Raw genomic sequence first — 13,356 nt, 5'->3', positions numbered from 1 at the left:
ATGATAATATCAGATATAACAAAAAAATCACTATAATATTACTACAATAGGACTATTAAGTGACTATAAGATAACAAAACGACAAGATTATGCTCAAAGAAATACTCATTGTTTTTTTAGCTAGAAATGAAATCGCTTCCAAGGAGGCTGGAATGCTAATAAGAAGGGAAGGTTATAAGGTTATTGGATAAAAACATGAAGAACTTTTTTCTGAAGCCTGATGACGAAATGTGAGGAAGGCAGCAGCCCTGGAATAGGTTTTTGAAATACGCATTGATCGATTTTGAAAAAGACTGGGGGAAACAGTATGAATAAACAAGGCAATCAAATGTCATTTTTACGCACGATTATTTTAGTCTCTACTTTCGGCGGGCTTCTTTTTGGCTATGATACCGGTGTGCTCAATGGAGCTTTGCCGTATATGGGAGAGCCGGATCAGCTTAATCTCAATGCCTTCACAGAGGGCCTTGTCACCAGTTCACTTCTTTTTGGAGCCGCGCTGGGTGCTGTGTTTGGCGGCAGGATGTCTGATTTTAACGGCCGCCGCAAAAATATTTTATTCCTCGCTGTTATATTTTTTATTTCGACGATCGGGTGTACGTTTGCTCCGAATGTTACGGTCATGATCATTTCCCGTTTTGTGCTTGGTATTGCGGTAGGGGGTGCATCAGTAACGGTGCCTGCCTATTTAGCAGAGATGTCTCCTGTGGAAAGCAGGGGACGGATGGTGACGCAGAACGAATTGATGATTGTATCAGGACAGCTTTTGGCCTTTGTTTTTAATGCAATCCTTGGAACAACAATGGGAGACAACTCCCATGTGTGGAGGTTCATGCTGGTCATTGCGTCGCTTCCAGCCGTGTTCCTGTTTTTCGGGATGATCAGAATGCCCGAGAGTCCCCGCTGGCTTGTTTCGAAAGGGAGAAAAGAAGATGCTTTGCGTGTATTGAAAAAAATCAGGGATGAAAAGCGGGCAGCAGCTGAGCTGCAAGAAATTGAATCCGCTTTCAAAAGAGAAGATCAGCTTGAAAAAGCAACGTTTAAAGATCTTTCAGTCCCATGGGTGCGCCGTATTGTGTTTATTGGATTAGGGATTGCGATTGTACAGCAAATTACAGGTGTTAATTCGATTATGTATTATGGGACTGAAATTCTAAGAAACTCTGGTTTCCAAACGGAAGCCGCTTTAATCGGAAACATTGCGAATGGCGTGATTTCAGTATTGGCAACATTCGTCGGAATCTGGCTGTTGGGAAGAGTGGGGCGCCGGCCGATGCTGATGACGGGCTTGATCGGTACGACAACAGCATTATTGCTGATCGGGATATTTTCACTTGTACTTCAAGGGTCACCGGCACTTCCGTATGTGGTTCTGTCACTAACAGTTACATTCCTTGCTTTTCAGCAGGGGGCCATTTCACCAGTGACGTGGCTGATGCTTTCTGAGATTTTCCCGCTTCGCCTTCGCGGACTGGGAATGGGTGTCACGGTATTCTGTCTGTGGATGGTGAATTTTGCAGTCAGTTTCACTTTCCCGATATTGCTGGCCGCCATTGGGCTATCCACAACGTTCTTTATCTTCGTTGGATTAGGCATTTGCTCTGTCCTGTTTGTGAAGAAGTTTTTACCGGAAACGAAAGGACTTTCGCTTGAGCAGCTGGAGGAAAACTTCCGCGCTTATGATCACGGCGGGGCCAAGACAGATTCTGGCGCTGAAGTGATTGGATAAAATAAAAAAAGAATCCGCATACGAGCGCGGATTCTTTTTTATGCTGATTAGTTAGGTCTGACAAGGATTTTGACTTGGCTTTTCTCTTTAATAAGAGCCCCGAAGCCTTCCTCAATCAAATCATCTAGCACGATTTTTTTCGTTACAAGTTTGTCGGCTGAGAAATAGCCTTCTTTCATTAATGACAATACAGCCGGGAAGATGTCGCGGTATCCGATAATTCCTTTTACTGTACGTTCCTTGATGACGATATCGTTCGGATGGATTTCAGCACCTTTTTCCCAAATGCTGACGATGACTGTTTCACCGGCAATTGTAGTGGACTGGATGGCTTGTCGCAACACCACTGGAACACCAGTGACTTCAAATGCTACGTCAACTCCGCCTCCTGTACGTTCTGCAATCTCAGCGACTACATCGTCTGTTTTAGACGGATCAACGATGATCGCGCCAAGCTCCTCAGCCTTTTGCTGGCGTTCAGGTGAAAGCTCAACAGCGTAAATATCAGTTGCACCGGCAGCCTTCAGCGCTTCAATGACAAGAAGTCCGATCGGGCCGCAGCCGAATACAGCCGCTTTGTCGCCGGCTTTGAGTTTGCTTGAGCGGACAGCATATAGAGCGACTGCTGAAGGCTCAACGAGCGCACCTTGTTCGTATGATAATTCATCAGGGAGTTTGAACAAAAGCTCTTCATCTACAGAGACGTATTCAGAGAAACCGCCGCCTCCGCCGGCTAAGCCGAGGAATCCCATTTGTTCATCAAGGTTGTAAGCGCCCTGGTGGCCGTGTGTAGCAAAAATCGGTTCTACTACGACACGGTCTCCAACTTTATAATTTTCAACGCCTTCTCCGACTTCGACAACTTCACCGGAGAATTCATGCCCCATTGTGACAGGTGCTGTTTCATTTGTTAATGGGTGCGGTTTGTCAACCGGAATAAAGATCGGGCCGCCGAGATATTCGTGTAAATCACTCCCGCAGATGCCGCACCATTTGACTTTGATCTTTACTTTTCCCGGCTCCGTTTTTGGCTCCTCAATATGTTCAATACGGATATCCTTTTGGTTATGCCATCTTGCTGCCTTCATGGATTACCACTCCTATAACTTTTGATGTGAGTAATTCCGCACCGGTCAATATGAACTGTTCACAAAATCGCCATTTTTAAAACCAAAAAAGAAATGAAATTTTTATATAATATAATCTACGTTTTTTGAAAAAAGAAACTTTGAAGAAAAAAGAGTCTCGCACACTCTTTTTTCTTTATATGAGAGTATCAATCGTTTACATAGCTATGAATTTGGTTTGAACAAATACGGTAATGGTTCGTTCATATTGAATGCGACAACTACTCTATTAATAATTATAACGCTAATACCGCTATTATAATAGGATAATCTTCCATGGTTTATTTTAGCAGAGGTAACTTTTTTGACTTTGTAACATTACTGTAAGGATATTGAAATAAAAAATAGCTGGTTGATCGTGTATAATCTTCCTAGATGTTAACAAACAGGGGGACGAAATGTTGAAGAAAGTCATTTTAGCCGCTTTTATCTTAGTAGGAAGTACTTTGGGAGCTTTGAGTTTTTCATCAGATGCCAGTGCGAAACATGTGAACGGAAATATTACTTGGTATAATGGAGTCGGGAAAAAAGGCTCTTCAGGTAAGAAACTTGGACATTGGGATTGTGCGACCAAGATCGGATTTGATGTTCCTAGAAACGGAACAAAAATCAGAGCTTATGCAAAAGCGAAGCCTAAAAAGGTGATTACGGTTTATAAAAATGATGTTGGCAGAATGCCTAATGCGGTGCTGGATGTAAGTCCTAAAGCGTTTAAAGCGCTTGGATATCCATTAAGCAAAGGTAAGGTAGCGGGGCATTACAGCTATTAATTTACATATATAATCTGTAAAGCAAGAAGTCACATTCTTGCTTTTTCTATTGGTGGAGATAAAAGATGAAAAAAAGAATCATATTATTGTTAGCAGTGATAATAGCGGCAGCTGCCGCGGGGGTTGTGTTTTATGTTGCAAAGGATAAAGGCCATCAGAAGGCTGCTGATGTGACAGTCAATACCGAAAGCGGTGATGAGCTGCTGGTTTCCATTACAGATACGGATCTGCTGACAAAGTATTATGAAAATGACAAGGTGATCCATGAGGAAAAGCTGACCAGCTATCCGGCATTTGCCTTGGATCAAAAACAGCAGGTGCTCTATTATACGGGCAATAATGATCAGAATGAAATGAGGCTTTTTAGGCTGGATCTAAAGTCTAATAAAAAGACGATGCTTTATAAAGGCGCGGAGAGTGCGGACAGTTTGTTTTTATCAAAGGACCGTTCAACCATCTATTTCCGTTTAGGAAAAGCGGACGAAAGCAATTTCCGGATCGCCGCTTTTGATCTGAAAGCGAAGAAGTACAAAAACATTTATCCTGACGCTAATGATCAGGATGACACCGTCAGCAGCTTCTTTTATAACCCAAAAAACGATTCATTTGCATTGCTTCATTATTCTGTAGAAGAAGACTACAAGAAAACAGATGAAGCAAATGAAAAGGGCATCGACCCTGAACCAACAACGATTCATTTTGCGGAAGGCCGTCAAAATAAATTTAATGAGCTTAAAAGCTTAAACCAATTTATCAGCGATATTGCTGTTTCTGATGATGATAAACGTATTTTATTTACATCATATACGCAGAGAGAGACGAAGCAAACCGCTGCTATTCAGATGCTTAATGCGGATACGAAAAAGTATGAAAACATCATCTCAAATCAAAAATCATTTAAGCTGTTAATTGACGCACAGCCTCAGTTCTCTAAGGATGGAAAGAACATTTATTTTCTTGCCGAAGCCAAAGGGGCTAAAAAGCTGAAGGACGAAACAGGGCGTGAAGCTAAGGTGCGGACGATTTATTCCTATAACCTTGAAAATAAGACCTTCAAAAAAGTATGGGAAAATCCGAACGGCATTATTAATAGCTTTTCTGTGATCAACTAATAAAAACCACTCGGCTTAGGCTGAGTGGTTTTTTAATGGACAAGGTGCCGGGCTAATGATCCGAGCCATTTTAAAAAATGGATTAGTGGTATCGACAAAAACAGAAGTTCAACATAAGAGTTCATTGCAAGGTTCAGCTTTTTGAACGCAGCTCTTTTTTGCAGGTCTTTTTGCTGCTGGTTTGAGATCACGTTATCACTCCTTTTGTATCCATATTATACCATCAAGGCAAACAAAAAAGCCCTAAACGTTTACAGTTTTGGGCTTCTTTCATTTTGGCCTCTTGCCATGAGAGGCTTTATTCTGAAATATAGAATTTTGTCTCCGTTCGAGGTTTGTTTGCTTGCAGGAGACTGCGTTTGTTATAGGGAAGAACTAGCTTGTTTTTGTTTGGCTGTTGTTTTGGAGATTCACTAATGAACGGATGCCGTCGACCATTTTACTTCCGCACAAAGGGCACAATGGCGTATCACTGCTGGCGAAGTTCTTTCTGGTCCAGCCGTTACAGTCTTCTTTTGTGCATTCCCAAGTACTCACATCTTCTTTTGGCAGCGGTTCTTGATTACGTTTGTTATAGTAAGACATAAAGTCACTTCTTCCCTCATGTATTTTACTGCACATTTCTTATTGTCTCATACTTTTCCCTAATCTCCTAATTCCTTTTTCTTTATGACTTTCCAGTCAGCCCATCTAAAAAGGAGAGGAGTGTGCTGTTAAAAGCGCCGGGCTCTTCTAAAAACGGGCAATGGCTGCTTTTAGAAAAGGTGACGAGTGTCGAGTTTGGAATGTGGCTGTGCAAGTGTTCCCCAGCTGCGGTAGAGAAAAATTTCCGGTCTTCCCCGAAGCACAGCAATGTCGGCACACTAATGTTTTGAAGAGTGCCGCGGTAATCAGCAGCCGTTTGGTTAAATAAAATCGTGCTTGAAATGGCGGCAGGCTGTTTGAGGATTTCTGCCAGCATCCATTCTGTTTCTGTTTCGACAGGCGGTTCTGCGAACATATTCTGGATGAAGCTTTCGTAGAATGGCAGCGGGTCAGCCTGAATGGCGTGCATCGCTGTTTTTAAACCGTCAAAATCAAATGGGCCGTGTTCCCAGCCCTCCCATTGATAGTCGGAAGCAGATTGATCAATGATGACAGCAGCTTGTATGTTATCATTCCCAAATTGATGAAGATAATCCCATACGACAAAGGCCCCCATTGACCAGCCGGCAAGAACGACATGATCAAGCTCCATTGCGTTTAGAAATTCCCTTACGTCACGGGCGTATTGGGAAATGGTGTGTCCATGAAGCACTTTGTCAGATTCGCCGTGTCCTCTAAGATCAAGACGAATACATTGATAATTGGCAGAAAGCGCCGAAAATTGTTTGTGGAAAAATTGTCCGCTCATCAGCACCCCATGTATAAACAGGATCGGTGTCCCGCTCCCATGTGTTTCATAGTAAAGGCGTGTCTGATCTTCTAATGTGATATATGGCATATTTCTCCTCCCTTAGTTTCCGTCATGAGTATGACTGGCTGCACCATTTCATTGTATACATCAATGAAAGTATGACATGTTTGTTTTGCCTCATGCTGAAAATGAATGTCCAGAATAGAAGCAACAGTAAAACGGTGTGTGTATTGAGTGTTGTGAAGCTGCCGGTGTTTGATTTAATATCGCTGCTCAAATCATAAAAAGCGCTGAAAATCAAACTCTTCTTTATTCACAATATATGCAGAAGAAATGAGTATTAATATCTGATCGTGTGAAACTTTTCATTTTCATTTTGATTTTCATTCAGCATAAATGGAAATGTTTTGTGTAGATGATGTTCAGAAAAAAGCAGCTCCTTTTGCTGTTTTTACGTAATACGATAAATTGAGGAAAAGGTTTCATAAAGAAAAAACTTGCCTGCTAGAGGCAAGTTTGTCGGGTTATTTGTTGGGATCAGTTATATCCATCGGTCTCATCATGTCATAGTCCTCATGCTCAAGAATATGGCAGTGCCATACGTATCGTCCGCTGTACGGCCCGAATGTCGCCGCGATTCTCAGGACTTCACCCGCATGCGCTTGAATGGTGTCTTTCCATCCCTTTTCACTTGGCGGCGGCGGGATAGCCGGACCCGTATAGGACAATTCCCCGCTTTCTTGATAACGGGCGATATCAAACGGACGCCGGTCTAATACACGGAAGGAGACCAGATGCAGGTGAATCGGATGTGTTCCGCGTGTCGGGTTGATAATGGACCATATTTCAGTTGTGCCGGCTTTTGGTGCTTCTGTGACAGGATCGTGCCAGCGTTTGTTATTAAGCAGAAGGACGGGTCTGCCGTATTCGTCCTGGGTTCCTGCCAGTTTTAGTGTTCTGATGTTTTGTATTCTTTCATGCTGTACGGAAGGGTATGAGGCGAGGTACTTCGGCTTTCTGCTTTCGTCTTGTTGCGCTAATGGTTTTGTGACTCTGAATTGCATGATATTTGCATCTGTTTCAGGATTGACGTCACCGCCGCAGCCCGCGCTGTTTGCCAAAATGATCGATTTTCCTTCATACGCTGTGAAGTCAATGATGATATCGTAACGTTCAGCAGGCGCAAGACTGAAAGAATTCAATTTAACAGATCGCGGCAGGAGCCCTCCATCTGAACCGACCTGAATAAACTCTCCGCCATTATCGAGTGACAGATTATAGGTTCTTGTATTGGAGGCGTTGATGACACGGAATCGGTATTTCCTCGGCTCGACTTCCAAGTATGGCCATACCTTCCCGTTGACGAGTATGGTTTCTCCGCAAAAAGCCGGAACGATTGAAGGATTAGGCAGTGACGGAGAAGGGTTTTCCGGTGCGCTCGGATAAAACAAAGAACCGTCCTCATTGATCGTGCGGTCTGTGATAAGAAGCGGCACATCGTATTCGCCTGAAGGCAGTTTTAAGCGTTTTTCCTTTGGATCATGAATGATATAAGCGCCGACAAGTCCGGCATAGACATTTAGCCTGGTGAGCGCCATGGCGTGATCGTGATACCACAATATAGCCCCGCGCTGCTGATTAGGATAATGATAAACCTCTCTTTTGAAATAAGGTCCTGTTTGTTCAAAGTCTTTGGAAAACCAAGCCTCCGGATACCCGTCGCTGTCATCTGGCGTGACGCCGCCGTGTAAATGAACAACAGTCTTTACTTCGGGTTCTTCCTGCTGGCTGTCACTGTGATGAATGGTGTGATCAACCGGAAGGAAATGCGTGGAAGGAAGATTATTCATCCATTTCACATATACATTTTCATTTCTTTTAACCTCAATGGTAGGGCCCGGAAATAAGCCGTTGTAGCCCCACAGGCGGGTCGGAGGGAGATCGCGGTGAAGCTGATGAGTGCATTCCTCCATGGTGACTTCGTAGTATGTTTTTTCTTTTGATTGCTGCACTGGCTTTAGTGTATCTGGGATTGGGAGAGCATCCACAAATTTTTCAAGTGTCATTTTCATCTGTCCTTATTTAAATTTTCCAAATTGGTATTATAGTTAATGACAATAAGGACGTGATGGTTACAAAAAATCTTCGTGCTGAAGACTGCCTAATGAAGAAAATAACAAAATCCTAAACGGCAGGCCGTTTAGGATTTGATCAGCGTTAAGGCAGGATATCGGGCTGCTGCTGTGTGACTGGCTTTGCAGCTACTTTCTCGCCCACCTTGCGTTTTCTGAATACAAGGTAAGAAATCAGAACGATTCCCGTGATGACACCTGTCAGCAGAAGCTCATCTCGCATGGAATCAATAAATGCCATAGACACTAAAATCCCGCAGATGGCGATGATGGTCAAGTAAGTGAGGAAAGGGAAAAGCCACATTTTGATTTTCAAAGCTTCCGGGTTTGTTTTTTCGAGTTTTTTCCGCATTCTCAGCTGGGAAACAGCGATGACAAGGTAGACGAGCAAAGCGATTGCGCCTGATGAGTTGACTAAAAATAGAAAGACAGTATCCGGTGAGAAATAGTTCATTACGACCGCGATATAAGAGAAAAATGTTCCGGCTACAATAGCTTGTACGGGAACGCCTTTTTTGCTCAATTTCATAAAACGGCGCGGCGCCTCGTTTCTTTCTGCAAGTGAATATAGCATTCTGGATGTGGTGTACAAACCTGAATTCAGGCAAGAGAGTACGGCTGTGAGGACGATAAAGTTCATGATCTGTGCGGCTGCCGGCACTCCTATATGCTCAAGTACAGCGACGAAAGGGCTTTCTAAAATATTTGCTGAATTCCATGGCAAGAGCGCCACAACAACGGCGATTGAGCCCACGTAAAAGACGATGATACGCCATACAACGGATCTGGTTGCTTTTGTCACAGATTCGATCGGGTTGGATGTTTCTCCTGCTGCAATGGCAACGATTTCAGTTCCCATAAAAGAGAAGATGACAACGACAATGCCGAGCAGTACAGTGCTGATGCCTTCCGGGAAAAACCCGCCTTTGCCTGTAATATTCGAAAAACCGACTGGCTCACTGCCCGGTGCAAAGCCAAAAATAAAGGCAAAACCAACGATTAGAAAAGCAATGATGGTCACAACTTTAATGAGGGAGAACCAATACTCAAACTCACCGAAAGACTTAACGGAGTAGACGTTTGTCAGGGTGAGCACAATCGTCAAAATCAAACTTGTCAGCCAGAGCGGAATATCATGGAACCAGTATTGAATAATGCCAGCACCGGCAATGGCTTCGATCGCGATAACGATCACCCAGAAAAACCAGTACAGCCAGCCGATTGTAAATCCTGCCCACGGTCCGATGGCGTCGTGAGCGTATTGAGAAAACGATCCGCTCGTCGGGTTTACGGCAGACATCTCACCGAGCATTCTCATAATAAAAATCACCAATAATCCGGCCAACGCGTAAGAAACAATCGCACCGGGACCGGTCGAGTGAATCACTGAACCGCTGCCTACAAATAGCCCGGCACCGATGACGCCGGCGATCGAAATCATTGTCATATGGCGCGTCTTTAATTCTTTTTTTAATCCTGGTTGAGACTGGTTCATAAGTTACCTCCTTTAAGAATGAAATCATTACTGAATATTATGATAATTGAAACTCTATCATAAATATACAGTTTGTCGAAAATTCATGTGAGAAAATATAACGTTTTATTTCAAATTTGTAGTGATTTGTTTGCGCTTTCTTAAAATATAGGAATGAATATTTCGTTTATAATTCACTTTTGCAAGTTTGTTTGATATTTCCAATTCTAAGGATCGCTAATGTGTAGATTTTCATTAGGTTTAAAGGGCTTTTTAGAGTCACAATAAATTGGATTAGAGAAAAAGTGTTCCATCATCACTATTTTTCTGTGGCAGGTGAATCATGTTTCTGTAGACCCACTGCGGTTCAGCTTTGTATGATAATCATAGGAAAACGTGAGCGGAGAGGAGGTTTTTGTATGGAGAGGTATGATGAATTGAAAAAAGGCGAATCCGGGGCGCTGGTCAGTATTGCTGCGTATCTTGTCCTTTCCGCGATTAAACTGATCATCGGTTATTTTTTTCACTCGGAAGCACTTACGGCAGACGGGTTAAATAACACAACGGACATTATTGCTTCTGTTGCTGTTCTGATCGGCCTGCGCATCTCTCAAAAACCTCCTGACGAAGATCATCCATACGGCCACTTTCGGGCGGAAACGATTGCATCGCTTATCGCATCCTTTATTATGATGGTTGTCGGTTTGCAAGTGCTGTTCAATGCCGGCGAATCTATTTTTTCTGCTAAGCAAGAGACGCCGGATATGATCGCGGCTTGGACGGCAGCAGGCGGGGCAGCACTGATGCTGATCGTTTACCAGTACAATAAAAGGCTGGCCAAGAAGGTAAAGAGCCAGGCGCTCCTTGCTGCGGCTGCTGATAATAAATCAGATGCGTTCGTCAGTATCGGCACGTTTATCGGCATTGTGGCTGCTCAATTCCATCTGGCTTGGATCGATACGGTCACTGCGTTTGTGATAGGTCTTCTCATTTGCAAGACCGCATGGGATATTTTTAAAGAGTCATCTCACTCTTTGACTGATGGATTCGATACAAAGGACATTTCAGCTTATAAACAGACGATTGAAAAAATCTCGGGTGTGAGCCGTTTAAAAGACATTAAAGCAAGATACTTGGGCAGTACGGTTCATGTTGATGTGGTGGTTGAGGTATCGGCAGATTTAAATATTACGGAAAGCCACGATATAGCCAATGAAATTGAGCGGAGGATGAAGGAGGAGCATGCGATTGACTATTCACATGTTCATATGGAGCCTTTGGAACAAAAATAATGGAGCTTCCTGTCACAGGAAGCTTTTTTGCGTGATTTCTTCTGCTTGGGTTGGAAACAATTTGCTAGAATCGTTTTTTTATACAAATCTCTTTTTGTGGTAAAGTTAGGTTACGATATGATGAATTTTGTAGATAAATAGGAGGAAAAGAATGGCATATCAAGAAGACCTGCATCCTTTGCTGGGGAAAGCAGTTGAACATATTAATAGAGTAATGGTTGGAAAACGAGACATCGCCATACTCAGCTTAGCAGCCCTTCTTGCCAAAGGGCATGTGCTGCTTGAGGATGTACCCGGAGTCGGAAAAACGATGATGGTCCGCGCGCTGGCGAAGTCAATCAGCGCCGATTTCAAAAGAATCCAATTCACTCCGGATTTGCTGCCATCTGATGTAACAGGGGTATCTATCTATAATGCAAAAACGATGGAATTTGAATATCGTCCCGGTCCGATTATGGGAAATATCGTGCTGGCCGATGAAATCAACCGTACTTCTCCGAAGACACAGTCGGCTTTGCTTGAAGCGATGGAAGAGGGAAGCGTAACGGTAGATGGCCATACGATGCCGCTTGTCGCTCCGTTTTTTGTGATGGCAACGCAAAACCCGGTCGAATATGAAGGGACCTATCCTTTGCCGGAAGCCCAGCTTGACCGTTTTTTATTCAAACTTCGGATGGGTTATCCGTCCTTTAATGAAGAGCTTGATGTCTTATCTCTTCAGGAAAAAAGCCATCCGATTGAGACGCTTGAGCCGGTTATTACTAGAGAAGATTTCATCCGTTTGCAGCGGGAAGTGCAAAATGTCCGTGCCGATGACAGTATTAAAGAATATATCGTTGAAATCGTGCAGAAAACGAGACAGCATCCCTCTGTTCAATTAGGTGTCAGTCCGCGCGGCTCAATCGCTCTCATGAAAGCGGCACAGGCCTACGCGCTGCTGCATCATCGCGACTATGTCATCCCGGATGATATTCAATATTTAGCTCCTTTCACGCTGCCGCACCGGATGATGCTTCATCCTGAGGCAAAATTTGAAGGGATTCAGGCAGAAGCGATCGTAGGGGAGATCATGTCAGCTGTGAAGGTGCCGGTTCAAAGGTCGTCGGTCCGCTGATGAATAAGAAATGGCAATGGCTTGTATATGGTTGGAAGCTGATAATATTAACTTTATTGACGGCTGCTGTTTTTTCTTATGCGATGTTTCAGGGCGGCTTTGTCAGCTGGTTTTTGTTTTACGCGTTTTTCCCTTTTGTCTTGTATGCCGGGCTGCTGGCATTGTATCCGCTCCGCTCATTTCAGGCTTCACGGCAGATGGATAAAACACAATTGCATGCGGGGGACAGGCTGGGCGTGACGATTACGCTGAGACGGAAGCTGCCGTTTCCCCTGATGTATATGGTGATTGAAGATTGCCTGCCAGAAGGAATTGAGTCCTTGAAGCGAGACGAAGCTGCGGCCAAACGGCTCGTTTTTCCTTGGTTTAAACGGAGTATGACGATGTCGTATGAATTAGCTCGGGTACCGCGCGGAGAGCATCACTTTCATGCTGTCAGGGTGCGAACCGGAGATGTTCTTGGCTTGATTGAAAAAACAGCATTTTTTGAGCTGGGAGATATCCTGTTTGTTTATCCAACCTTTCAGCGTTTTTCCTATCAGGTGAATGAGAGGCATCAGGAAGACGGTGTAAGCGGTTCTTCTCCTATTCATCAGCACCATTCCTCAGTCGCAGCAAGTGTGCGGAATTATCAGCCGGGAGACCGGTTTGCTGCATTAGATTGGAAGACTTCTGCACGGCGGAGCCAGCTGATGACGAAGGAATTTGAACCTTCCCGAAGCAAAAATCTGTTTCTTCTGATGGACCGTTTTCCCTCTGAAGCATTCGAAGAGGTCGTTTCAGCGACTGCTTCGATCCTTTATTCTGTTTTAAAAAACGGAGCGGGCGCAGGATTGGCTTCCGTCGGAAAGGAAAAAAACATTTTCCCCATTCAGGAAGGGGATCAGCATTTTAAGCACATGCTTCGGCATTTAGCAGTGGTTCATTGTAATGCGGCTGACCCGATAAGCCGATATGTACGGGAGGAGCTGGGAAAGCCATCTGTTCGCCAAGCCGATCAAGTGGTCGTCACGGGACAGGTAACGGAAGATCTGCTGCACCTCGCAGAAATCGGAGGCGGCCGGGTTACGGTGATACTGGCAAAAGAGAAAGATGCTGAGCTTTCTCAAGCTGAAAATATCGTGATTGAACGCATGATGAAACGCCAAATCAGAGTTCAGGTCATGAGGGGCGGACAAGTTTCGCGTGTTGTTTAGAAAGAGAGGTGACG

At 44.0% G+C, this 13,356-nt stretch carries 12 protein-coding genes and 1 pseudogene; 6 read left to right on the top strand and 7 right to left on the bottom strand.

Translation table 11 applies throughout. The features are described from left to right. The first annotated feature begins 307 nt into the window (after window positions 1-307). A complete protein-coding gene (iolT, locus tag QA442_RS19170; RefSeq protein ID WP_095432113.1) occupies window positions 308-1,729 on the top strand; it encodes a myo-inositol transporter IolT in 1,422 nt (473 codons plus the stop codon). 47 nt (window positions 1,730-1,776) lie between these two features. On the opposite strand, the gene bdhA is transcribed toward iolT, so the two are convergent. Beyond that, entirely contained in the window at window positions 1,777-2,817 is a 1,041-nt protein-coding gene (gene bdhA, locus QA442_RS19165) for a (R,R)-butanediol dehydrogenase (protein WP_003234015.1), read from the bottom strand. A gap of 437 nt (window positions 2,818-3,254) precedes the next feature. Between bdhA and walM the strand changes: the two genes are divergently transcribed. Together walM and QA442_RS19155 are read left to right on the top strand one after the other, a co-directional pair. Next, on the top strand, window positions 3,255-3,626 hold the full coding sequence (gene walM / locus QA442_RS19160) for a cell wall metabolism protein WalM (RefSeq protein WP_004397746.1): 372 nt from the start codon (window positions 3,255-3,257) through the stop codon (window positions 3,624-3,626). A 65-nt stretch (window positions 3,627-3,691) separates the two neighbouring features. Beyond that, window positions 3,692-4,738 carry a PD40 domain-containing protein gene (locus QA442_RS19155; protein WP_095432114.1) on the top strand — a complete coding sequence of 349 codons (1,047 nt, stop codon included), beginning with the start codon at window positions 3,692-3,694 and terminating at the stop codon, window positions 4,736-4,738. 32 nt (window positions 4,739-4,770) lie between these two features. Here QA442_RS19155 and QA442_RS19150 read toward each other — a convergent pair whose 3' ends face one another. The 6 genes and pseudogenes from QA442_RS19150 to gabP form a co-directional block, all read right to left on the bottom strand. Continuing rightward, window positions 4,771-4,929, bottom strand: coding sequence for a hypothetical protein (locus tag QA442_RS19150; protein WP_040083974.1), 159 nt, complete (start codon window positions 4,927-4,929; stop codon window positions 4,771-4,773). A gap of 184 nt (window positions 4,930-5,113) precedes the next feature. Then, window positions 5,114-5,323: a cold-shock protein gene (locus tag QA442_RS19145; protein WP_003234008.1), complete on the bottom strand. Its 210-nt coding sequence runs from the start codon at window positions 5,321-5,323 to the stop codon at window positions 5,114-5,116. An 82-nt stretch (window positions 5,324-5,405) separates the two neighbouring features. Further along, complete coding sequence (locus tag QA442_RS19140; RefSeq protein ID WP_095432115.1) at window positions 5,406-6,221, bottom strand: alpha/beta fold hydrolase; 816 nt, start codon at window positions 6,219-6,221, stop codon at window positions 5,406-5,408. Window positions 6,222-6,259: 38 nt separating this feature from the next. Then, window positions 6,260-6,499 (bottom strand): annotated as a pseudogene (locus tag QA442_RS19135) (DUF4003 family protein); the annotation flags it as partial. 159 nt (window positions 6,500-6,658) lie between these two features. After that, the gene (cotA, locus tag QA442_RS19130) at window positions 6,659-8,200 is read right to left on the bottom strand and encodes an outer spore coat copper-dependent laccase CotA (protein WP_071581626.1); all 1,542 of its coding nucleotides are present in this window, start codon (window positions 8,198-8,200) and stop codon (window positions 6,659-6,661) included. 151 nt (window positions 8,201-8,351) lie between these two features. Beyond that, the gene (gabP, locus tag QA442_RS19125) at window positions 8,352-9,761 is read right to left on the bottom strand and encodes a GABA permease (RefSeq protein ID WP_014663046.1); all 1,410 of its coding nucleotides are present in this window, start codon (window positions 9,759-9,761) and stop codon (window positions 8,352-8,354) included. A gap of 398 nt (window positions 9,762-10,159) precedes the next feature. On the opposite strand from gabP, the gene mneS reads away from it, so the two are divergent. The 3 genes from mneS (at window position 10,160) to QA442_RS19110 (ending at window position 13,342) form a co-directional block, all read left to right on the top strand. Then, window positions 10,160-11,032 carry a manganese transporter MneS gene (mneS, locus tag QA442_RS19120; RefSeq protein ID WP_071581624.1) on the top strand — a complete coding sequence of 291 codons (873 nt, stop codon included), beginning with the start codon at window positions 10,160-10,162 and terminating at the stop codon, window positions 11,030-11,032. Between the two features lie 151 nt (window positions 11,033-11,183). Then, entirely contained in the window at window positions 11,184-12,146 is a 963-nt protein-coding gene (locus tag QA442_RS19115) for an AAA family ATPase (RefSeq protein WP_071581623.1), read from the top strand. Next, window positions 12,146-13,342, top strand: a complete 1,197-nt coding sequence (locus QA442_RS19110) for a DUF58 domain-containing protein (protein ID WP_095432116.1) — start codon at window positions 12,146-12,148, stop codon at window positions 13,340-13,342. The genes QA442_RS19115 and QA442_RS19110 overlap by 1 nt, the downstream gene beginning before the upstream one ends. Window positions 13,343-13,356: the final 14 nt, after the last annotated feature.

The sequence above is a fragment of the Bacillus stercoris genome (genome assembly GCF_029772985.1).
Taxonomy (GTDB): Bacteria; Bacillota; Bacilli; order Bacillales; family Bacillaceae; genus Bacillus; species Bacillus stercoris.
Note: the sequence above shows the minus strand (reverse complement) of the source record. Positions and strands in the feature narration are given on the sequence as shown.